At 73.2% G+C, this 19,541-nt stretch carries 20 protein-coding genes; 12 read left to right on the top strand and 8 right to left on the bottom strand.

The window, feature by feature from the left end; translation table 11 throughout:
• Positions 1-87: 87 nt before the first annotated feature.
• A complete protein-coding gene (locus ABD999_RS12620) occupies positions 88-2,196 on the bottom strand; it encodes a hypothetical protein (protein ID WP_271279799.1) in 2,109 nt (702 codons plus the stop codon).
• A 169-nt stretch (positions 2,197-2,365) separates the two neighbouring features.
• On the opposite strand from ABD999_RS12620, the gene bla reads away from it, so the two are divergent.
• Positions 2,366-3,271: a class A beta-lactamase gene (gene bla, locus ABD999_RS12615; protein ID WP_271279798.1), complete on the top strand. Its 906-nt coding sequence runs from the start codon at positions 2,366-2,368 to the stop codon at positions 3,269-3,271.
• Between the two features lie 410 nt (positions 3,272-3,681).
• Here the strand turns inward: bla and pyrF are convergent, their stop codons facing one another.
• On the bottom strand, positions 3,682-4,488 hold the full coding sequence (pyrF, locus tag ABD999_RS12610; RefSeq protein WP_271279797.1) for an orotidine-5'-phosphate decarboxylase: 807 nt from the start codon (positions 4,486-4,488) through the stop codon (positions 3,682-3,684).
• A gap of 68 nt (positions 4,489-4,556) precedes the next feature.
• Between pyrF and ABD999_RS12605 the strand changes: the two genes are divergently transcribed.
• The 6 genes from ABD999_RS12605 to ABD999_RS12580 all read left to right on the top strand — a co-directional run bounded on the left by ABD999_RS12605 (position 4,557) and on the right by ABD999_RS12580 (position 10,805).
• Positions 4,557-5,033 carry a DUF6968 family protein gene (locus ABD999_RS12605; protein ID WP_271279796.1) on the top strand — a complete coding sequence of 159 codons (477 nt, stop codon included), beginning with the start codon at positions 4,557-4,559 and terminating at the stop codon, positions 5,031-5,033.
• Positions 5,034-5,139: 106 nt separating this feature from the next.
• Positions 5,140-6,153: a LacI family DNA-binding transcriptional regulator gene (locus ABD999_RS12600; RefSeq protein WP_271279795.1), complete on the top strand. Its 1,014-nt coding sequence runs from the start codon at positions 5,140-5,142 to the stop codon at positions 6,151-6,153.
• Between the two features lie 8 nt (positions 6,154-6,161).
• Positions 6,162-7,766 (top strand): FAD-dependent oxidoreductase, encoded by a 1,605-nt coding sequence (locus ABD999_RS12595; protein WP_271279794.1) that lies wholly within the window; start codon positions 6,162-6,164, stop codon positions 7,764-7,766.
• Between the two features lie 16 nt (positions 7,767-7,782).
• The gene (locus ABD999_RS12590) at positions 7,783-9,042 is read left to right on the top strand and encodes an ABC transporter substrate-binding protein (protein WP_271279793.1); all 1,260 of its coding nucleotides are present in this window, start codon (positions 7,783-7,785) and stop codon (positions 9,040-9,042) included.
• A gap of 1 nt (position 9,043) precedes the next feature.
• The gene (locus tag ABD999_RS12585) at positions 9,044-9,985 is read left to right on the top strand and encodes a carbohydrate ABC transporter permease (protein ID WP_271279792.1); all 942 of its coding nucleotides are present in this window, start codon (positions 9,044-9,046) and stop codon (positions 9,983-9,985) included.
• Entirely contained in the window at positions 9,975-10,805 is an 831-nt protein-coding gene (locus ABD999_RS12580) for a carbohydrate ABC transporter permease (protein ID WP_148030740.1), read from the top strand. The genes ABD999_RS12585 and ABD999_RS12580 overlap by 11 nt, the downstream gene beginning before the upstream one ends.
• Before the next feature lie 5 nt (positions 10,806-10,810).
• Here ABD999_RS12580 and ABD999_RS12575 read toward each other — a convergent pair whose 3' ends face one another.
• Positions 10,811-11,149, bottom strand: coding sequence for a winged helix-turn-helix transcriptional regulator (locus tag ABD999_RS12575; protein ID WP_246640733.1), 339 nt, complete (start codon positions 11,147-11,149; stop codon positions 10,811-10,813).
• Between the two features lie 82 nt (positions 11,150-11,231).
• Between ABD999_RS12575 and ABD999_RS12570 the strand changes: the two genes are divergently transcribed.
• Together ABD999_RS12570 and ABD999_RS12565 are read left to right on the top strand one after the other, a co-directional pair.
• Positions 11,232-11,855, top strand: coding sequence for an NADPH-dependent F420 reductase (locus ABD999_RS12570; protein WP_345482692.1), 624 nt, complete (start codon positions 11,232-11,234; stop codon positions 11,853-11,855).
• Positions 11,856-11,966: 111 nt separating this feature from the next.
• The gene (locus ABD999_RS12565) at positions 11,967-12,338 is read left to right on the top strand and encodes a hypothetical protein (RefSeq protein ID WP_148030743.1); all 372 of its coding nucleotides are present in this window, start codon (positions 11,967-11,969) and stop codon (positions 12,336-12,338) included.
• Here the strand turns inward: ABD999_RS12565 and ABD999_RS12560 are convergent.
• Complete coding sequence (locus tag ABD999_RS12560) at positions 12,301-13,002, bottom strand: endonuclease V (protein WP_271279367.1); 702 nt, start codon at positions 13,000-13,002, stop codon at positions 12,301-12,303. The two genes, ABD999_RS12565 and ABD999_RS12560, sit on opposite strands and share 38 nt — an antisense overlap.
• 86 nt (positions 13,003-13,088) lie before the next feature.
• Between ABD999_RS12560 and ABD999_RS12555 the strand changes: the two genes are divergently transcribed.
• From ABD999_RS12555 to ABD999_RS12545, 3 genes are read left to right on the top strand one after another with little or no spacing between them, the layout of a single operon-like run.
• Positions 13,089-14,522 carry an alpha/beta hydrolase gene (locus ABD999_RS12555; protein ID WP_271279366.1) on the top strand — a complete coding sequence of 478 codons (1,434 nt, stop codon included), beginning with the start codon at positions 13,089-13,091 and terminating at the stop codon, positions 14,520-14,522.
• A gap of 38 nt (positions 14,523-14,560) precedes the next feature.
• Entirely contained in the window at positions 14,561-15,859 is a 1,299-nt protein-coding gene (locus tag ABD999_RS12550; protein ID WP_271279365.1) for an FAD-dependent oxidoreductase, read from the top strand.
• Between the two features lie 57 nt (positions 15,860-15,916).
• Entirely contained in the window at positions 15,917-16,657 is a 741-nt protein-coding gene (locus ABD999_RS12545) for a sulfite exporter TauE/SafE family protein (RefSeq protein WP_271279364.1), read from the top strand.
• A 7-nt stretch (positions 16,658-16,664) separates the two neighbouring features.
• On the opposite strand, the gene ABD999_RS12540 is transcribed toward ABD999_RS12545, so the two are convergent.
• From ABD999_RS12540 to ABD999_RS12525, 4 genes are all read right to left on the bottom strand, one after another.
• The gene (locus tag ABD999_RS12540; protein WP_271279363.1) at positions 16,665-17,342 is read right to left on the bottom strand and encodes a type 1 glutamine amidotransferase; all 678 of its coding nucleotides are present in this window, start codon (positions 17,340-17,342) and stop codon (positions 16,665-16,667) included.
• Positions 17,343-17,423: 81 nt separating this feature from the next.
• A complete protein-coding gene (locus ABD999_RS12535) occupies positions 17,424-18,251 on the bottom strand; it encodes a bifunctional 5,10-methylenetetrahydrofolate dehydrogenase/5,10-methenyltetrahydrofolate cyclohydrolase (RefSeq protein ID WP_271279362.1) in 828 nt (275 codons plus the stop codon).
• Between the two features lie 78 nt (positions 18,252-18,329).
• Positions 18,330-18,935, bottom strand: a complete 606-nt coding sequence (locus ABD999_RS12530) for a cyclodeaminase/cyclohydrolase family protein (RefSeq protein ID WP_271279361.1) — start codon at positions 18,933-18,935, stop codon at positions 18,330-18,332.
• A gap of 35 nt (positions 18,936-18,970) precedes the next feature.
• Complete coding sequence (locus ABD999_RS12525; RefSeq protein ID WP_271279360.1) at positions 18,971-19,540, bottom strand: hypothetical protein; 570 nt, start codon at positions 19,538-19,540, stop codon at positions 18,971-18,973.
• Between the last annotated feature and the right edge of the window lies 1 nt (position 19,541).

Here is a 19,541-nt window from a genome sequence, read left to right as displayed (position 1 = left end):
AGGTCATGCGGGCGCCCTCGACATCGGCCTCATCGGCTGAGCGCAAGGCGATGTCCGGGGGAGACGAGCGCACCTACGTCGGCCTCGTCAGTCGGTGAGGTTGAGTGGTGTGGTGATGACCAGCTCCCAGCCGGGTTCCGGGGCGGCGTCGTAGTCCAGCCACACGATCACCGGCCTGCCCTCGCTGTCCAGGGTCATCGCGAGGGTTTCGCCGGCGCCGCCGCGGATCCTGGCCACAGGAGTGCTCGTGCAACGGCCCCCGGTGCACGTCGTCAGCATGATCCGGGTCCCCTCGGCGTTCTGGAAGGCGACCAGGGTCCGGCCCGCCCGGTCCAGGACCAGCGCCGGGGTGGCCAGGTCCGTGTCGCCGGCGTCCAGGGTGACGACGTCCGCCCGCGCGCAGTCCGGGGTGCGGCAGTCCAGCAGCTTGGCCGCACGGTCGCGTACGTCCCGGTACGCGATCACCGGACGGCCGTCCGCCCGCACCGCCAGCGTGAGCCCGGTCTCCTGGCGCAGCCCGGCGTCGTCCCGCGCCGGATACGGCGGCACCGGCCTGGCCACGCGCGGTCGCCGGCAGCCCGCGTCCGCGCACGAGATGACGTGGACCTGGCCGGTGACGATGTCGAACCGGGCGGCCACCGGCCGGTCACCGGGCCCCACCGCGACCGCCAGGACGGGCGGGCCGTTCAGATACGCGGCCGGGGCCAGCCGCGCGGCCTCGCTCGGCTCCGGCCGGGAACAGGCCGCGTCCGCACAGGAGACGAGGGTGACGAGGTCGTCGCCGCCGTCCGCCCGCTCCCTGTCGGCGAAGGCCACGACCAGCCCGCCGTCCCGTCGTACCGCCATCGCCACCCCCGCGTGGAACGGCCGGTCGCGCGCCTCCGCGACGACCGCCCCGCCCGGGGCCGCCGCGCAGGCGAAGGTCCCGCAGTGTGACACCCTGAGTCGCGGCCCCGACCAGGTGGTCACCGCCATCCTGCCGTCCGGCAGCCGCGCGGCGGCGTACCCGTTCCTCGCCTTGTCTGAGAGAGCCGTCACGTCGTCCGCCCACGCGAGGCCGGCCCGCTCGCACGAGGGGTCGCCGCACGTCAGCACGCCCGCGGCGGTGTACAACCCGTCCACCACCACCTTCAGCTCGCCGTCGTGACCGGCGTGCGCGCTCCGCAGCTCCCACGGCCGGAACGACAGCGTCCCGGCTCCCGATCCCCGGGCCTCGGAATCCTCGCCTCCGGTCACTACCGTCTCGGTGACCTCCGTCCACCCGAACGGGTTGACCAGCACGATCCCGCCGAACAGCAGCCCCGGCGCCAGCACCACCGGCCACAGCGCCGCCCTGACCGGCCGCGCCGTCCCGGTCGGCACGCCGTGCTCCAGATCCTCGTCATGCGTCTCGGTACGCCAGGCCACGCAGTGCAGGAACTGCCGCGCCACCACGGCCGCCTGGACCGGCGTAACGGCCAGCGCCAGGACCGTCCCGGCCACCGCCCACCCCGCCGTGGACAGCGGCCCCGGCAGCGGCGCCAGGGCATGTTCCGCCGCCCGCGCCACCGCCACGGGCACCACGACCACCCCGAGAGCCAGCGTGCAGGCCGTCGGCAGTTCCCGGTAGCGGACCAACCGGTAGGCGCGGACGATCGCGCCCGGCGCCGTGCACCCGTGCAGCATGACCGACGGCACGGCCAGCAGACCCGGCATCGCCACCAGCCCCAGCACCACCATGACCACCGTGGCCGGCCATTCCCGGCCGGTCACCACCAGCACGCCGGACCCGGCGGCCACGATCGCCGCGTAGGCCACGAAGGCCAGCACGACCAGGAGGAACATGGCCGGGAACCGCCGCGCGGCCATCCGCAGCGCCACCACCGGCGGAACCCGCCGGCCTACCAGCAGCCCCGCCGCGAGCACCACCGTCGCCGGGAACACCACCGCCTGCGCGAGCACCACCAGCGCCGCCAGTGTCACCGTCCAGGCGAGCAGTTCCCCGCCGGACGCCCCGATCAGGTCCAGCCGCCCGTCGACCACCGCCGCCGACCCCCCCGCCCACACCACCATCAGCAACAGGACGAACCCGGACAGAGGCGCGTGCACGAGCGCGCCGGGCACCGCGAGCGGCACCAGCCGCCGGACCCCGTCCAGACAGCCCCGCCACAGCACCCCGGAGCCGCGCATCCGCTCCACCAGCTCGATGCGTGTCATGGGGGAACGGTGACAGAGGGCCGCCTCCGTCCACGTCTCATGTGTCACGAACGGTCTGATACCGCCCGACAAGCTCGCACCGTACAGGCGGTGATATCCGCACCGGTATGAAAGCCAGTCCGATATCACTATTGGACGGACCCGGCCGGTTTCTGATCTTCTTCTCGGCATGACACGACTGCGACTAGGGGTCCTGACATCGGCCGTCGCCGTGCTGCTGGGCGGCCTCGCGCCCGGGGCGGGCGCCGCCACCGGCTCCGAACTGGACAAGACGCTGCGGGAACTCGAGAAGACCTACGACGGGCGTATCGGCGCGGTCGGCATCGACCTGGCGACCGGCAAGACTGTTGGTTATCGGGCCGGCGAGCGCTTCCCGTTCAACTCCGGCTTCAAGGTGTTCGCGTGCGCGGCGGTGCTGCACAAGGCGCGCACCAGCGCCCCCGGGCTGATGGACAAGGTGATCCGCTGGAAGCCCGCCGACATGGCCGAACTGACCGGGAACTCCCCGGAGACCACCGAATACACCGACACCGGGATGACACCCGCACAGCTGTGCCGCGCCGGGATCACCAAATCGGACGGCTTCGCGGGCAACACCCTGCTGAAGCAGATCGGCGGGCCGCCCGGCCTCACCCGGTTCTTCCGCGCCACCGGTGACCGGACCAGCCGCCTCGACCGTACGGAGCCCACGCTCACCCACTGGGCGCCCGGCGAGAAGCGCGACACCACCACCCCCGCCGCGGCCGCCCGGACCTTCGCCGAGCTGACCACCGGCAAGACCCTCCACGCCCAGGACCGGGCACGGCTGGTCGGCTGGCTGAAGGCGAGTCTCACCGGCGCCAACCGGATCAAGGCGGGACTTCCCAAGGACTGGACGGTCGGCGACAAGACCGGCACCGGCGGCGCGAGCAACCACGGCACGGCCGGCGACCTCGCGATCGTCTGGACCCCCGGATCGAGCGCGCCGATCATCCTGTCGGTCTTCACCAATCGCAACGACGACGACACTCCGCACGACGACAAGGTGATCGCCTCCGCCGCGACCGCCCTGGCCAAGGCCCTCGGCAAGCTGTAACCGGCCACCGGGCCGCCGCGACGCCGCCCCTGTCAGGGGGGCGCGGTCCGTGCGGCAGCCCTTCGGCGAGACGTACGCGGGACAACCGGTCACGCGCAGCCGGGGCCAAGCTGGCCGGGCACGACTCGCCCATGCTGCACCGCGGCGTCACCTGGACGACGGCCTGTTGATCGGTCCGCTTTCCACGCCTCGGAGCTGTGGAGCGGCGGCAGGGACGTGTGGCAGCAGCCCCGGACGCCGGGTCAGCCCGGACGGGACCGGGTCCAGGAATGATCGGGGATCGTCTCATCGGGGGCGACAGCCGCCGGGCGGAGCCCGGCACAGCAGGACGTCCGAGCGTCAGCGAGGGCCTTTGTGGACGGGTGGGCTGACGGGGTCAAGGGATGCTCGGGGCAAGGGGTGGGTGCGGGTCAGGGGGTCAGGTAGTGGGCGCACTCGTCGCGGTAGCGTTCCGTACGGGCCCGTAGGCCGGTCTGGTCCGCCAGCAGGGACCGGGAGGCCGACGGCAGCACCGCGTGCCGTACGGACGCGAACAAGCGTCCGACGTCGGCCGGAGTCGCTCCCTGGGCGCCCAGCCCCGGCGCCAGGATCGGGCCGTTGAGGCGGTCGAGCGGGTAGCCGGGGTCGGTGACCGTCGCGCCCACCACCACGCCCACCGAGCCGAGCGGGTCGCGACCGGCGTTCGCGGCCCGTACCCCCTCGTAGATCTCCCCGGCCACCGCCTCCTGCAGGCGCGCGCCCTCGGGGTTGGAGGTGCGGGCGAGGACGAACACGCCCGCGTCGGCGGCCAGCGCCGAGGTGATCGCGCCCGCCAGACTGCCGAACCCGAGATAGGGGCTGAGCGTGACCGCGTCGGCCGCCAGCGGGCTGCCCCGGTCGAGGTAGGCCTCGGCGTAGGCGGCCATGGTGGCGCCGACGTCGCCGCGCTTGACGTCGAGCAGCACCAGCGGGCCGGCGTCGCGCAGGTCGGCGACGGTGCGCTCCAGCACCGCGACGCCCCGGCTGCCCCAGCGCTCGTAGAAGGCCGACTGCGGCTTGACCACGGCGGCGAGGTCGCTCACCGCGTCGACCACACCCCGGCTGAAGTGCTCCAGACCGGCGGGGGAGTCGTCCAGCCCCCACGCGTGCAGCAGCTCGGGACTGGGGTCCAGCCCCACGCAGAGCGGTCCGTACTTGTCGATCCTGGCTCGTAACCGTGTTCCGAACGACTCGGTCATCACACGCCCCCTTCGTGAAGTCGCATGGGCAGTCTTCCCGAGCGGGCGCTCCGGGTAAAGCGACGAACATGTACGAGATCGCTCGCCGCACGCTGACGTTGCGCACCGAGCCCCCTCGGGAGGTGGTCGCCGCCATCGGCATGCCGTACGCGGAGGCCGGGGGAGACTGGTCCTGCCCGTACCGGATCGACGGGCTGGCGGGCTGGGAGCACGAGCGGAAGGCCACGGGCGCCGGATCCATGCAGGCAGTGGAGCTGGCGATGGCGATGGTGCGGGCGGCGCTGGCTGGCTCGCACGAATCCAGGGAGGGTCTGCTCGCCTCGGAGGAGGAGCCGGGCGGCAGACGCCCCTGCACCGTCTACACCAGCTGGGACCGCTACCACAACATCGCCTATATATCGATGAAGCATGAGATCGTGGCGGGCGAGGCGGCGCGGCAGGTGGTCGCCGACGGCGTGGTGCTCGACTTCGGCGGCGGCGGCGAACTGCTGGGGGTGGAGCTGTCCGACGCCGAGACCCTGATGCCGGCGCAGATGCGGCTGTAGGTCGGCACCGCACTCTTGCTAATACGAATTAGTTCTTGACCTCGTAGCGTGCGCGGTCGCACAATGTCGCACTAATGCGCATTAGCAACGGAACGGGTGACGGACTGTGACGAGTTCGGGGCGGCGTCTGACGCAGCAGGACATCGCGCGGATGGCCGGGGTGAGCCAGACCACGGTGTCCCTGGTGCTCAACGGAAAGGCCGAGAGCGAGGTGCGGATCTCGCCCGAGACCCGCGACCGGGTGCTCCAGGTGATCCGCGACACCGGCTACGTGGCCGACCCGGCGGCGCGCCGGCTGGCCGAGCGGCGCAACCGCATCTACGGCGTGTTCACCTACGAGGCGGTCTTCCCCGCCGAGAGCGCCGACTTCTACCACCCGTTCCTGGTCGGCATCGAGGAGTGCGCCGAGGAGGCGGGCTGCGACCTGCTGCTGTTCACCAGCGCCAAGGCGGCGCAGGGGGAGCGGCGGCGGATCTTCAGCGCGGAGAGCCGGATCCGGCTGGCCGACGGCTGCGTGCTGCTCGGCCGCACCGTCGACCGCGACGACCTGGCCAGGCTGCTGGCCGAGCGCATCCCGTTCGTCTCGGTCGGCCGCCGCGACGACGCGGGCGGGCCCGTGCCGTACGTGGGCGCGGACTATCCGCCGGCGGTGCGCGCACTGGTCGCGCGCGCCGCCGCCCTCGGGCACCGGCGGATGGCCTACGTCGGCGTGGGCCGGGGCGCGGAGTCGTACGCCGACCGGCTGCGCGGCTTCACCGCGGGCGTCGCGGAGACCGGGGCGGAGGGCCTGCACCTGGCCAGCACCGCCGGGCTGTTCGAGTCCGGCGCGACCGTGGTGTTCGCCGAGGAGCTGGCCGACGGCGCGGCCATCGCCGAAGCGGCCCTGGCCCGGGGCCTGGACGTGCCGCGCGACCTGTCGATCGTCGCGCTCGGCGCGCCCACCAGGCCGGTCTCCACCGACATCGACTTCACCGGGTTCCGCATCCCCCGGCGCGAGATGGGCCGCAGGGCCGTCGAACTGCTCACCCGGGTGCTGGAACGCGGCGGCAACCCGCAGGAACTGCTGGCGTGCGAGCTCGTCGACGGATCGACGCTGGCGCCCGTCCCCGACGAAAGGTGATCCCCCACGTGGTTGAGATATCGGCAGACGCGCTCGTCGTGGGCGGCGGGCTGGGCGGCGTGGCCGCCGCCCTCGCCCTGCTGCGGGCGGGCCGCTCGGTGGTGCTCACCGAGGAGTACGACTGGCTGGGCGGCCAGCTCACCAGCCAGGCGGTGCCGCCGGACGAGCACACCTGGGTGGAGCGGTTCGGCGTCACCGCCAGCTACCGGGCGCTGCGCGACGGCATCCGCCGCTACTACCGCGACCACTACCCGCTGACCGAGCGGGCGCGGGCGTGGGGCGAGCTGAACCCCGGCGCCGGCCACGTCAGCAGGCTCTGCCACGAGCCCAGGGTCGCGGTCGCGGTCATCGAGGCCATGCTCGCCCCGTACCGCGGGTCGGGCAGGCTGCGCGTGCTGCAGCCGTACCGCCCGGTGGCGGCCGAGACCGACGGCGACCGCGTGACGGCGGTGCGGCTCGCGCACCGCGACGGCGGCGGCGAGATCACCGCGACCGCCGCGTACGTGCTGGACGCCACCGAGACCGGCGAGCTGCTGCCGCTGGCCGGGGTCGAGTACGTCACCGGGTTCGAGTCGCAGGCCGAGACGGGCGAGCCGAGCGCGCCGCAGGAGGCCCAGCCGCTCAACATGCAGGCCGTGTCCGTGTGCTTCGCGATGGACCACGTGGACGGCGACCACACCGTCGACAGGCCGGCCTCGTACGACTTCTGGCGGTCCTACCAGCCGTCGTTCTGGGGCGACAAGCTGCTGTCGTGGCGCTGCCCCAGCCCGCGCACGCTGGAGATCGTGGAGCGTTCCTTCACCCCCAACCCCGGCGACGACCCCCGGCTGGTGGAGGCCGACCAGCGGGTCAACCCCGGCGACGCCAACCTGTGGACCTTCCGCAGGATCGCCGCCCGCGACAACTTCCTGCCCGGCGCGTACGAGAGCGACATCACGCTGGTCAACTGGCCGATGATCGACTATCTCGAAGGCCCCGTCATCGACGTGCCGGACGCCGGCCGGCACCTGGCGGCGGCCCGCGAGCTGTCCCTGTCGGTGCTCTACTGGCTGCAGACCGAGGCGCCCCGCCACGACGGCGGCACCGGCTACCCCGGCCTGCGCCCGCGCGGCGACGTCACCGGCGGCGCCGACGGCCTGGCCATGGCCCCCTACATCCGCGAGTCCCGGCGCATCCGGGCCCTCACCACCGTCACCGAGCAGGACCTGTCCGCGGCGGTGCGCGGCGACAAGGGCGCCGTCTCCTACCCCGACTCGGTGGGCGTCGGCATGTACCGCATCGACCTGCACCCCTCGACCGGCGGCGACAACTACATCGACGTCGCCTGCTCCCCGTTCGAGATCCCCCTCGGCGCGCTCATCCCGCGGCGGACGGTCAACCTGCTGCCCGCCTGCAAGAACATCGGCACCACGCACATCACCAACGGCGCCTACCGCCTGCACCCGGTGGAGTGGAACGTCGGCGAGGCCGCCGGCGCGCTCGCCGCGTTCTGCCTGGACCACGCCACCACCCCGCACGCCGTGCGGGAGGACGAGCGGCTCCTGGCCGACTACCAGCACCGCCTCACCCGCGACGGGGTGGAGCTGCGCTGGCCCGACGTCACCGGATACTGACGAAGGAGAACCCCCCATGAAGACGAAGCTGGCCGCCCTCACGCTGAGCGCCCTGCTCACGGTCACCGCCTGCGGCGGCGGAGGCGGCGACGCGCCGGCCGCGCAGGGCCCGCAGCCGCTCCGGATGACGATCTGGACCTCGAACGAGGCCCACCTCAAGCTGTTCAAGGAGATCGCCGACGACTACCGCAAGACCCGCCCGGAGACCGGCGAGATCACCTTCGACCCGCTGCCGTTCGAGAACTACACGACCACGCTCACCACCCAGATCGCCGGCGGCAACCCGCCCGACCTGGCCTGGATCCTGGAGAACTCGGCCCCCGACTTCGTCGGCTCCGGCGCGCTCGTCCCGCTCAAGAGCAAGATCCAGAACCCGGGCGAGCTGGTCCCCGCCGCGACCAAGCTGTGGGAGAAGGACGGCGAGCTGTTCGCCTACCCGTTCTCCACCTCGCCGTTCGGCGTGTTCGTCAACACCGACCTGGTCAAGGCCGCGGGCCAGAAGACGCCCCAGGAGCTGATCAAGGCGGGCCAGTGGGACTGGGAGCACGCCAACGAGATCAACAAGGCGGTGGCCGCCAAGGGCAAGCACGGCCTGACCATCTGGGACTTCGACTACAAGGGCTGGGACAACCTGGCCACCATCTGGCGCGGCTGGGGCGCCACCGCCTACAGCGAGGACGGCACCGCCTGCCGGTTCAACAGCCCCGAGATGGTCGAGGCGATGACGTTCCTGCACACGATGATCTTCAAGGACAAGGCCATGCCCGCCCCCGGCACCGTCGCCGACTTCTTCGCCGGCGACGCCGCCATGGTCGTCGCGCAGATCTCGCGCGCCGCCATGCTGGAGGACGGCGAGTTCGGCTGGGACCTGGTGCCGCTGCCCGCAGGGCCCAAGGGCGAGTACGCGGTCATCGGGCAGGCCGGGATCGGCGTGCTGAAGAAGTCGCCCAACGCCGAAGCGGCCGCCGACTTCCTCGCCTTCTTCACCGACGAGGCGAACTCCGCCAAGCTCGCCGCCTACTTCCCGCCCGCCCGCGACTCCCTGCTCACCGCCGAGACCATGGCCAAGACCAGCCCGCTGCTCAAGCCCGAGCAGCTCCAGGAGGTCGTGATCGACGGCATCGAGACCGGCGTCGTCAAGCCGGGCCACACCGGCCAGGCCGAGCTGGCGCAGACCGTCCGGGCCTCGCTCGACGCGCTGTGGGTGGCCGACGCCGACGTCAAGACCGTGCTGGACGGCGTGTGCGCGAAGATCCAGCCCATGCTCGGCGCGTGACATGACCGCGACGGACATCGGCGACCGGGTAGCGGGTCGCGCCGCCGCCCGGCGCCGCCCCTTCTGGACCATCCCGCGCCGCGACGCCCTCGTCGGCTACCTGCTCGTCTCGCCGCAGCTCGCCGGCAGTGTCCTGTTCGTGCTGCTGCCGCTCGGCCTCGTCGTCTGGTACAGCCTCCAGGAGTGGAACGTGCTGGCCGGGACGTTCGAGTTCGTCGGCGGCCGGAACTACGAGAAGCTGCTCGCCGACCCCAACATGGGCGCGGTCCTGACCAGCACCGCGCTGTTCTCAGTAGGCCTGGTCGTGCTCAACCTCGCCCTCGCGCTCACCCTGGCCATCCTGCTCAACCAGAAGCTCGCCGGCACCACGTTCTTCCGCACCCTGTTCTTCTCGCCGGTGCTGGTGTCGCTGGTCGCCTGGACCATCGTCTGGCAGTTCCTGCTCCAGGGCGAGGGCGGCGTCAACGGGCTGCTCGCCGTCGCCGGCGTCGACGGGCCCAACTGGCTGCGCGGCGAGGGCACCGCGCTGCTGTCGGTCGTCGTCGTCCAGGTGATCAAGAACGTCGGCCTCAACATGGTGCTCTTCCTGGCCGCGCTGCAGGGCGTGCCCCGGCAGCTCTACGAGGCCGCGCACCTCGACGGGGCCGGCGCGTGGACCCGCTTCCGCCGCGTCACGGTGCCGCTGATCAGCCCCACCATCCTGCTCACCTCGATCATCACCGTGGTCGGGTCGCTGCAGGTGTTCGCCCAGATCGCGGTGCTCACCCAGGGCGGGCCCGGCATGTCGACCACGGTCCTCGTCTACTACCTCTACCAGCAGGCCTTCCAGTTCCGGCACTTCGGGTACGGGGCGACGCTGTCGGTCCTGCTGTTCCTGATCGTCGCCGTGCTGACGCTGGTGCAGTGGCGGATGCGCCGGAAGTGGGTCTTCCATGAGTCGTAGGGTCAAGCTCGCGTTGTACGGGGCGCTGTGCGCGCTGTGCGTGCCGTTCGTCTTCCCGACCTGGTGGATGGTCACCTCGTCGGTCAAGCCGATCAGCGACATCTTCTCCTTCCCGCCGTCGCTGCTGCCCGGCCGGTGGGACTTCTCCTCGTACGGGCGGGTGTTCGAGCTGCAGCCGTTCGCCCAGCAGTACTGGAACAGCCTCTACATCGCGGCCGTCGTCACCGTGGGCACGATGGCGGTCGCCGCCATGGCCGGCTACGCCTTCGCCCGCATCCGCTTCCCCGGGCAGAACGCGTTGTTCGTGGTCGTGCTCGTCGGGCTGCTGATCCCGAGCGAGGTGACGATCGTCCCGTTGTTCCAGATGTTCCACACCGCCGGTCTGACCGACACGCACTGGCCGCTGATCCTGGTGCCCATCCTGGGCGCGCCGAGCGTGCTGGCCACGTTCATCATGCGGCAGTTCTTCATCGCGCTGCCGGGCGAGCTGGAGGAGGCGGCCCGCGTCGACGGGCTCGGCCGGTTCGGCACCTTCGCCAGGGTCGCGCTGCCGCTGGCCCGGCCCGCGCTCGGCGCCGTCGCCATCTTCACCTTCCTGCACTCGTGGAACCTCTACCTCGAACCCATCGTCTACCTGTCCACGCCCGCCAACTTCACGCTCCCGCAGGCGCTCACCCAGTTCGTCGACGCCTACGGCGGGCCCATGTGGAACGTGCAGCTCGCCGCGGCCAGCATGACGGCGCTGCCCGTCCTGGTGGTGTTCGTGCTGGCGCAGCGCCAGTTCATCGAAGGACTGGCGCACACCGGACTGAAAGGCTGACCACGTCATGCGCCCGCCCTGTCCTGCGCCGCCATCACCTCCTCGGCGTGCTCGAACGCCCAGGCGCCGAGCGCGCCGATCGGCTCGACGAGGCTCCGGCCCAGGTCCGTCAGCTCGTACTCGACGCGGGGCGGCGCCTCGGCGTAGGCCCGGCGGTGGACCAGGCCGTTGAACTCCAGGCGGCGCAGCGTCTCGGTGAGCACTTTCTGGCTGATGCCGCCGATCTGGACGCGCAGGTCGGCCGGGCGGCGGGGGCCGTGGCGCAGCGACCACAGGACGACCGCGTTCCAGGTGTTGGCCAGCAGGTCGAACGCGAGTCTGGCCTGGCAGTCGGCGAGGAACAACGCGGCCTCCGTAAGGCACCAGATGGTGCGTATCGGGCTTTCTAGGGTCTCTCCTACATGTACCAGCACGTGGAGGAGTGACATGCGGATCGGGATCCTGGGAGCGGGGAACATGGCCGGCGCCCTCGGCGCCCAGTGGACGAGGGCCGGGCACGAGATCATGGTCAGCGGGCGCGACCCGGCCAGGGCGGCGGCCCTGGCCGCGACGACAGGCGCCCGGGCGGGCACGTTCCGGGAGGCGGCCGGGTTCGGGGACGTCGCCGCGGTGGCGGTCCTGGCCGAGGCGGTGCCCGCGGTGCTGGCCGAGGCCGGGGACGCGGCGCGGGGGAAGCCGGTGATCGACGTCACCAACGACGTGGGACCGCACGGTTTCCGGCCCGTCGCCCGCGAGATCGCCCGGCTGAGCGGCGGGCACGTGGTCAAGGCCTTCAACCTGTGTCACGTGGACGTGTGGCGGATGACGCCGCCCGTCTTCGGCGGGCGCCCGCTCGCCGTGCCGCTCTGCGGCGACGACCCGGACGCGCTCGCGCTCGCCCGCGGGCTGGCCGCGGACCTGGGGTGCGCACCGGTCGACGGCGGCGGGCTCGGCCGGGCCGAGCTGCTGGAGGCGACGGCCGCGTTCATGATCGGCCTCTGGTCCGGTGGCGCCGACGCCCAGGCGGTGCTGCCGCCCCTGGAACACTCCGGCGCCCACCCGCCCGCCTGACGGGCACCGGGTACGACTCCTGGTGTACATGCGATGACGACCGCCGGCGGATGCCCGCGAGGGCGGGGGCCGCGATCCTGGTGATCTCGTACGAGGTCGAAGGAGAAACCAGTGGTCACCCAGGTCGTGCAGCGCAGCGGATATCTGACGGCGTTCCGGGCGGCGGCGCTGCTCAACGCGGCGGCGGTGCTCTTCCAGGCCGTCACGGCCGGCCAGATGCTCGGCGGCGCGGGGCCGGGCATGCACGGGGCGGGCTCGGGGGCCGTCCACGTGCTCGGCCTGGTCCTGCTGGTCACGGCCGTCCTGTTGTGGCGGCCGGGGCGCGGCGCGGGCTGGCCGGCTCTGGTCAGCCTGGTGGCGCTGCTGCTGGGGTTCGTGCAGACGATGCTGGGCGGTTCCGGCCAGGTGCTGGTCCACGTCCCGCTCGGGGCGGCGCTGTTCGGGGTCAGCGTGTGGCTCGTGACCTGGTCGTGGCGGCCCTAGCGGCCGGGTCCCGATGCCTGGCCAGGTGGTCGGCCCTGCGGATCGGCTCGGGCAGCCGGTAGCGCGGCGTCAGGGCCAGCACCTGGCCGGTCGCCGTCTCCAGCGAGATGCGGTGCCCCTGCGACACGTACACCGGCTTGACGCCGTCACGGGTGCGCAGGGCGCGTCCGACCACGACGCCGTCCAGCTCGATGGGCGACCACGCGCCACGCTCCGGGGGCGGCGGCTCGTGCGCGCCCACGAAGGGGGTCTTGCCGACGCCCAGCGCCGGCAGGCCCGTCAGCACGCCCACATGGCAGGCCAGGCCGAAGCCGCGCGGATGCGCCAGCCCGTACCCGTCGCACACCAGCAGGTCCGGCGTGACGGTGAGCCGCTCCAGCGCCTCCACCAGCGCGGGCAGCTCGCGGAAGGCGAACAGGCCGGGCACGTAAGGGAAGGCCGCCTTGCCGTGCACCACCACCTGCTCCACCACGGACAGCGTGGCCGCGTCCAGCACCACCACGGCGGCGGACAGGTCGTCGTCGCCGTGGTAGTGCACGTCCAGGCCCGCGACCGTGGCGAACCGGTCCGGGCCGGTCAGCTCGACGCGCGGGCGGAGCAGCTCCTGGACGGCCTCCGCCTCGGCGACGCTCTCCGGCCAGGGATGAAGAAGATCGACACGCACCCCGTCAACCTACGCCGGGCCACTTCTATACCGATACAAGATTAAGCAAAGGCCCAGATGGTGAAACTTCTGTAGTGTCGGAAGTCATGAGCGATGTCCTGGTGCTGATCGGCCCTGGACTGGCCGCGGACGAGGCCCTCCTGGGCGAGATCGCCGAACGCGAGTTCGTTTCCCTGGGCGTGCGCGGGGTCATCACCCGCGTCCGCGACCCCGACGACGTCCGGGCCCGCACCCGCCGCCGCCATCCGGGCTGGGGCGGCGGGCAGGGGGAGCGGCACAACTCGGCCGGCCACGCGGTCGTCATCCTGCCGGGACCCGGCGAGCTCCGGACCCTGATGGCCGAGCCGCTAGGGCCCGTCACCTGGCTGGACATCTGGCGGGCGGACGGCGTGGAGGTGGCCGAGGACGCCACCCACCTCCACGGCCGCGGCCTCGCCGGCCTCCGGTGGGCCGTCCGCCACGCGGTCCACCGCATCAGACACCCCCACGTCCGCATCCCGTACGGCCCTCATCGAGACCAGTGGGGCCACCTCTACCTCCCGTCAGCGGGCGACGCGGGGCCCGCGCGTGCGGTTCCGGAGGGCGGCGCCCCTTCGGGGGCCGCACCCAAGGACGGGCCCGCGAGCGCGGCTGCGGAGCACGGCGCCCTTTCGGGGGTGGGTGCGGGGTCCACGCGCGCGGTTCCGGAGGGTGATGTCCCTTCGGGGGATCCCTCGCCGGCCGGCGACGTGGGGTCCGCGATCCCGGTCGCGGAAGGTGATGCCGCTTCGGGGGAGCATGGGGTCCCCCTGCTGCCCCGCAGGCGTGCCGCGGCGCCGGGGGTTCGTGCCGGGGAGGTGGCCGGGGGTCCGTCGCCGGTGGTGGTGCTGGTGCACGGCGGATACTGGCGGTCCGTCTGGGCGGCCGACCTCATGGAGGCGCTCTGCGCCGATCTGACCGCCCGCGGGTTCGCCGTCTGGAACCTCGAGTACCGCCGCCCCGACCTGCACGGCTGGGACGCCACCACCGCCGACGTGGCCGCCGGGATGGAGGCGCTCACCCGCCTGGACGCGCCGCTCGACCTGGGACGGCTGGCGGTCGCGGGACACTCGGCCGGGGGCCAGCTCGCGCTGCGGGCCGCCGCCGACGGCGCCGGGGTGGCGCTGGCCGTGTCCCTGGCCGGGGTGCTCGACCTGGTCGAGGGCGACCGGCGCTGGGTCGGCACGGGCGCGGTGGCCGCCGCGCTCGGCGTCACCACCTGGGACGACCTCCCCGAGCGGGAACGCTCCACCGCCGAACGCGTCTACGGCGGCGCGTCGCCGCTGGTACGGGTGCCGATCAAGGTGCGGCAGCTGATCGTGCAGGGCTCCGGCGACGACCTGGACCTGGTGGACTTCGGCCGGCGGTACGCGCGCGCCGCGGCGAACGCCGGAGACGAGGTGACCTATCTGGAAATGGTGGGTGACCACTTCGCCGTAATCGACCCCCGCACCCCCATCTGGGAAGCCACCGCCCACGCCATCGCCGAAGCGCTCCACTAGCTCTGGACATCACGCGGCCTCGCCCGTACGAAGGAGTGATGGAGGTCACGATCGTCGGCGCGGGGCTCGTCGGGTGCCTGCTCGCCTGCTTCCTCGCCCGCCGCGGACACGAGGTCACCCTGTACGAGCGACGCCCGGATCCGAGAAGGGCCGGGGCCGGCGGCGGCAGGTCCATCAACCTGGCGATCTCCGAGCGGGGCGTCGACGCGCTGCGCCGGCTGGGCCTGGACCGGGAGGTGCTCGGAGCCGCGATCCCGATGCCGGGCCGGATGATGCACGCCCTCGACGGCGAGCTCACCTTCCAGCCCTACAGCGCCGACCGCGGGCACGCGATCAACTCCATCGGCCGCGCCGAGCTCAACAGGATCCTGCTGGACGCGGCCACCGCCATGCCGGGGGTCAAAGTGCTGTTCGAGCACCGGCTGACCGGGCTGGACGAGCGGACCGGCAGGCTGGAGTTCGGCTCGGGCGCCACCGCCCGCGCGCGGGTGGTGATCGGCGCCGACGGCGCCCACAGCGCGGTCCGGGCCCGGTTGCAGGCCCTGCCGGGCGTCGACTTCAGGCAGGAGTACCTCGACTACGGCTATAAGGAGCTGACCATCCCGCCCAGGGACGGCGCGTACGCCATGGAGCCGGGGGCGCTGCACATCTGGCCGCGCGGCCGCGCCATGATGATCGCCCTGCCGAACCCCGACCGGTCGTTCACCTGCACCCTGTTCTGGCCGCACGACGACCTGGCCGCCCTCGACACCCCGCAACGGATCAGGGCGCGCTTCGCCGCTGAGTATCCGGACGCGTTCGAGCTGATGCCCGGCCTGGTCGAGCACTACCAGGCCAACCCCGTCGGCCACCTCGTCACCATGCGCTGCAGCCCCTGGCACGTGACCACCGGCGAGGTGACGGCGGGGCTGATCGGCGACGCCGCGCACGCCATCGTCCCCTTCTACGGCCAGGGCGCCAACTGCGGCTTCGAGGACTGCGTCGAGCTCGACCGGTGCCTCGACGAGACAGGCGACGACTTCGCCGCGGCGCTGGAGCTGTTCGAGCGGCGCAAGGCCGACACCGACGTGATCGCCAGGCTGGCGCTGGACAACTTCGTGGAGATGCGCGACAAGGTCGGGTCCCGCCTGTTCCTGGCCGGCAAGCGGCTGGAGCACGCGCTGGAGCGGGCGCTGCCCGGCCGGTACGCGTCCCGCTACGAGCTGGTGTCGTTCTCCACCACCCCGTACTCCGAGGTGGAGCGGCGCGTCACCCGCCAGCGCCGCTGGGCCGCCGCCACCGGACTGGCCGCCGCCCTCCTGGCGGCCGGACTCACCCGTACGGCGCGCCGCAGATGAGGCGATCCTGACAGCCCCGGCCACCGCGAGGGGACGGACGCCGCCTAGCATGTCCGGGTGATCGTGGGAGAGGTGCTCGGCCTGCTCGCCGTCGGCGCGTTCGCCGGCGTGGTCAGCACCGTGGTGAGCCTCGCCTCGATCGTGTCCTATCCGGCGCTGCTCGCGTTCGGGCTGCCGCCGCTCACCGCCAACGTCACCAACACGGTCGCGCTGCTGTTCACCGGCCTCGGCGCGGCCTTCGGCTCGCGGCCCGAGCTGGCCGGGCAGGGGCCGCGGGTGCTCAGGCTGGGCTGGCTGACCATGCTCGGCGGCGCGACGGGCGCCTTCCTGCTGCTGGTCACCCCGTCCGAGACGTTCGAGCAGATCGCCCCCTGGCTGATCGGCCTGGCCTCGCTGCTGCTGATCCGCCCGCCCCGGGGAGAGCTCAACAGCGAGCACGGGCCGCTCATGCGCTGCGCGCTGTTCGCCGTCGCGATCTACGTCGGCTACTTCGGGGCGGCGGGCGGCATCCTCATGCTGGCGGTCCTGTCGTCGATGCTGGAGGGCAGCCCGGCCAAGCTGAACGCGCTGAAGAACGTGCTGTCCGGGATGGCCAACGCGGTCGCCGCCACCGGCTTCGCGGTGTTCGGGCCGGTCGACTGGGGCGCGGCGGTCCCGCTGGCCCTGGGGTTCCTGCTCGGCGGCTGGTTCGGCCCCAAGATCGCCCGGCGCCTCCCCGGCCAGAGCCTCCGCTACCTCGCCGCCGCCTGCGGCCTGGCGGTCGCGGTGAAGCTCGGCTACGACGCGTACACGAGCTGACCGCCGTTCAGACGAGCCCGGCGAAGCGGAGGGCCACCTCCCGCCAGATCGGCGCGGAGACCGGCTCGTCCGCCACCGCCCGCGCGTACACCTCGTCCGGGTCGAACCCGTCGGCCCGCCACTCCCTGATCCTGCCCGGCGGCACCTCCGGGTGGAACTGCACCCCCCACGCCCGGCCGCCCACCCGGAACGCCTGGTACGGGCAGCGCGCGGTCTCCGCCAGCCACACCGCGCCGGGCGGCAGCGCGGTGATGGCGTCGACGTGGTGCTCGATGGCCGGCACCACGCCGGGCAGGTCGTGGAAGAGCGGGTCATCGGCGGCCTCCGGCCGGATGGTGACCGGCAGGCTGCCGTTCTCGGGGGCGCCCGCGTCGGCGGTCACCTCGCCGCCCGCCACCTCGGCGATCATCTGCCCGCCCAGGCAGATGCCGAACAGCGGCACCTCCGCCGCCAGCGCCTCGGCCACCAGCTTGCGGGTCGGCGCCAGCCACGGCGCCCGGTCGTCGTCGCCCGGCAGGTAGCCGCCGCCCAGCATGATCATGGCGTCGTGCCGCAGCCGGTCGGGCACCGGCTCGCCGTCGTAGGCGTGCACCACGTCCAGCCGCAGCCCCGCCTCCTCCAGCCAGCCGCCCCACCGGCCCGGGCCGCCGCTCCTGCTGTTCTGCACCACCAGGACGTCACGCATCGCGGGCCTCCGCCATCGAGCCGAGCATCAGTTCGTCCACGTCCCCGGCCCGGCCGGGCACGAAGCCGCCGGAATGACGGCTCACGGAAGGTTCGCCGCCCTCGCGGTGTGGCGCAGCAGCAGCGCCGTGGTCACCGGCCCCACGCCGCCCGGCACCGGGGTGAGGGCCCCGGCCCTGGCCGACACCGGCTCGAAGTCGACGTCGCCGGCCAGGCCGCCGTCGTCGGTGGGGTTGGTGCCGACGTCGATGACGACCGCGCCAGGGGCCACGTGATCGGCGCCGATCAGCCCCGCCCGGCCCACGGCCGCGACCAGCACGTCGGCGGTGGCGGTGACGGAGGCCAGGTCGCGGGTGCGCGAATGGCACACCGTCACCGTGGCGTGCCGGTCGAGCAGCAGGTGGGCCAGCGGCTTGCCGACCACCGTGGAGCGGCCCACCACCACCGCGCGCCTGCCCTTCAGCTCGACGCCGTAATGGTCGAGCAGCGCCATCACCGCCGCCGCCGTGGCGGGCGCGAACGCGGGCAGCCCGGCGGCCAGCCTGCCCAGCGAGAGCGGGTTGGCGCCGTCGACGTCCTTGCGCGGGTCGATGGCCCCGGCCAGCTCCTGCGCCGAGGCGCCCGGCGGCAGCGGCGTCTGCAGCATCAGGCCGTGCACGCCGCCGTCCCCGCTGAGCCTGACGAGGCTCTCGCGGATCTGCCCGGGGCTCGCGGCGGGGCCGAGGTCCACGATGTCGGCCGCGATGCCCACCCCGGCCGCCGCCTTGGCGATCGAGCGCACGTACCACAGGCTCGCCTCGTCGTCGGTCGCCACCACCACGGCCAGCCGCGGCTGCGGTCCGGCCGCCACCTCGGCGGCCGTCTGCGCCCTGATCGCCTGCGCCAGCTCCTTGCCGGTCAGCTTCCTCACGCGCCCGCCCTCTCGCCCGCCAGTGTCCTCAACTCCCGTCCGTTTCCCTGCGCCAGTCCTACGGCGCGAAGGGGTCGCTCACGTCTTCAGACCGGTGCGTACCTCGGCCGTCACCCGCTCGGCGCGGGCGGCGGCGGAGTCGACCTCGGCCAGGCGCGACAGCAGCGCGGCGCGGGTGCCCTCGTCGGTGATGCCGCCCAGGTTGACCTCGACGTTCACCCGGGCCGTGGTCAGCGCGGCACGCGCCGCCTCGGCCGCCGCCGCGACGTCGGTGAGCAGGTTGCGGTTGCCGATCGGCAGCAGCGCCTCGCAGAGCTCCACCAGCCGGTACGCCGTCTCGGCCACCCGCGCGGGCGGCTCGGCCGCGCCGGCCAGCGCGCGGGCGATGGAGAGGCTGCGCTCCTCGCCCTTGGGCAGCCGGTAGGCGTCGGTCACCGCGGTGAACGCCGCCGCGTCGGCTTCCGCCAGGTCCAGCGCCCGCGCCCGCAGCTCGTCGGTCTCGCCGATCACGGCGTAGACGACGGCCGCGTGCTCGGCGTACTTCTCGCCGGTGGAGTAGCGGGCCACCATGCCCAGCAGCGCCGCGGCCTGCGCCGCGTGCAGGGCCGCGGTGGCGCCCCCGCCCGGCGCGGGCACCTTGCCGGCGAGCTCGGACAGGAAGGCGGCGATGGTGGTGTCACGCATGCCAGGCATTCTGCCAGCCCCGTGCCTCCGGCCGGTCAGTCGCGGCGCATCGGGCGGGTGGCGTCGTCCCCGCGCCACGGCTCACCGGCGTACGGGTCGCGCTCGGCGGCGGGCGGCGGGCCGGAAGGACCGGCGGGGCCGGAGTAGGCATGTGGACCGGGGGCGTAGTAGGGCGCCGGCGGGCCGTCCGTCCTGGGCCGCCCGCGCCACCGCGACGGGAACGCCGACGCCGCCAGCAGCAGCACGCCGAGGAGCAGCAGGAACCCCAGGTAGCCGGCGTTCATGTAGCCCCTGGCCAGGGGCAGCGGCAGCCAGTTCGTCGGCAGCAGGCGCGTGCCGCCCAGCTCCAGGATCGGCAGCAGGCCCAGCACCGTGTACTGCAGCCCGCCCAGCAGCGACGCGACGGGGGACAGCCGCGACCCCACCAGGAACGCCAGCCCGATCGCGGTGACCACCAGCACCCCGATCGCCGCCCAGGAGACGGCGAAGAACCGCTGGGCGGAGAGGGTGATCTCGCCCGTGCCGTACAGCAGGCCGACCAGAATCAACGACGGGAGGAACAGGCCGGCGACGAACCCGAGCACGTGACGAACACCGTTGGTCATG

The sequence above is a fragment of the Nonomuraea ferruginea genome (assembly GCF_039540635.1).
Classification (GTDB): domain Bacteria; phylum Actinomycetota; class Actinomycetes; order Streptosporangiales; family Streptosporangiaceae; genus Nonomuraea; species Nonomuraea ferruginea.
Note: the sequence above shows the minus strand (reverse complement) of the source record. Positions and strands in the feature narration are given on the sequence as shown.

Excerpts from the sequence above, each read along its gene's own strand:
- ABD999_RS12620 (WP_271279799.1), bottom strand. The coding sequence starts at position 2,196 with ATGACACGCATCGAGCTGGTGGAGCGGATGCGCGGCTCCGGGGTGCTG.
- ABD999_RS12590 (WP_271279793.1), top strand. The coding sequence starts at position 7,783 with ATGAAGACGAAGCTGGCCGCCCTCACGCTGAGCGCCCTGCTCACGGTC.
- ABD999_RS12555 (WP_271279366.1), top strand. The coding sequence starts at position 13,089 with ATGAGCGATGTCCTGGTGCTGATCGGCCCTGGACTGGCCGCGGACGAG.
- ABD999_RS12570 (WP_345482692.1), top strand. The coding sequence starts at position 11,232 with ATGCGGATCGGGATCCTGGGAGCGGGGAACATGGCCGGCGCCCTCGGC.
- ABD999_RS12525 (WP_271279360.1), bottom strand. The coding sequence starts at position 19,540 with ATGACCAACGGTGTTCGTCACGTGCTCGGGTTCGTCGCCGGCCTGTTC.
- ABD999_RS12530 (WP_271279361.1), bottom strand. The coding sequence starts at position 18,935 with ATGCGTGACACCACCATCGCCGCCTTCCTGTCCGAGCTCGCCGGCAAG.
- bla (WP_271279798.1), top strand. The coding sequence starts at position 2,366 with ATGACACGACTGCGACTAGGGGTCCTGACATCGGCCGTCGCCGTGCTG.
- ABD999_RS12580 (WP_148030740.1), top strand. The coding sequence starts at position 9,975 with ATGAGTCGTAGGGTCAAGCTCGCGTTGTACGGGGCGCTGTGCGCGCTG.
- pyrF (WP_271279797.1), bottom strand. The coding sequence starts at position 4,488 with ATGACCGAGTCGTTCGGAACACGGTTACGAGCCAGGATCGACAAGTAC.
- ABD999_RS12550 (WP_271279365.1), top strand. The coding sequence starts at position 14,561 with ATGGAGGTCACGATCGTCGGCGCGGGGCTCGTCGGGTGCCTGCTCGCC.
- ABD999_RS12585 (WP_271279792.1), top strand. The coding sequence starts at position 9,044 with ATGACCGCGACGGACATCGGCGACCGGGTAGCGGGTCGCGCCGCCGCC.
- ABD999_RS12540 (WP_271279363.1), bottom strand. The coding sequence starts at position 17,342 with ATGCGTGACGTCCTGGTGGTGCAGAACAGCAGGAGCGGCGGCCCGGGC.
- ABD999_RS12605 (WP_271279796.1), top strand. The coding sequence starts at position 4,557 with ATGTACGAGATCGCTCGCCGCACGCTGACGTTGCGCACCGAGCCCCCT.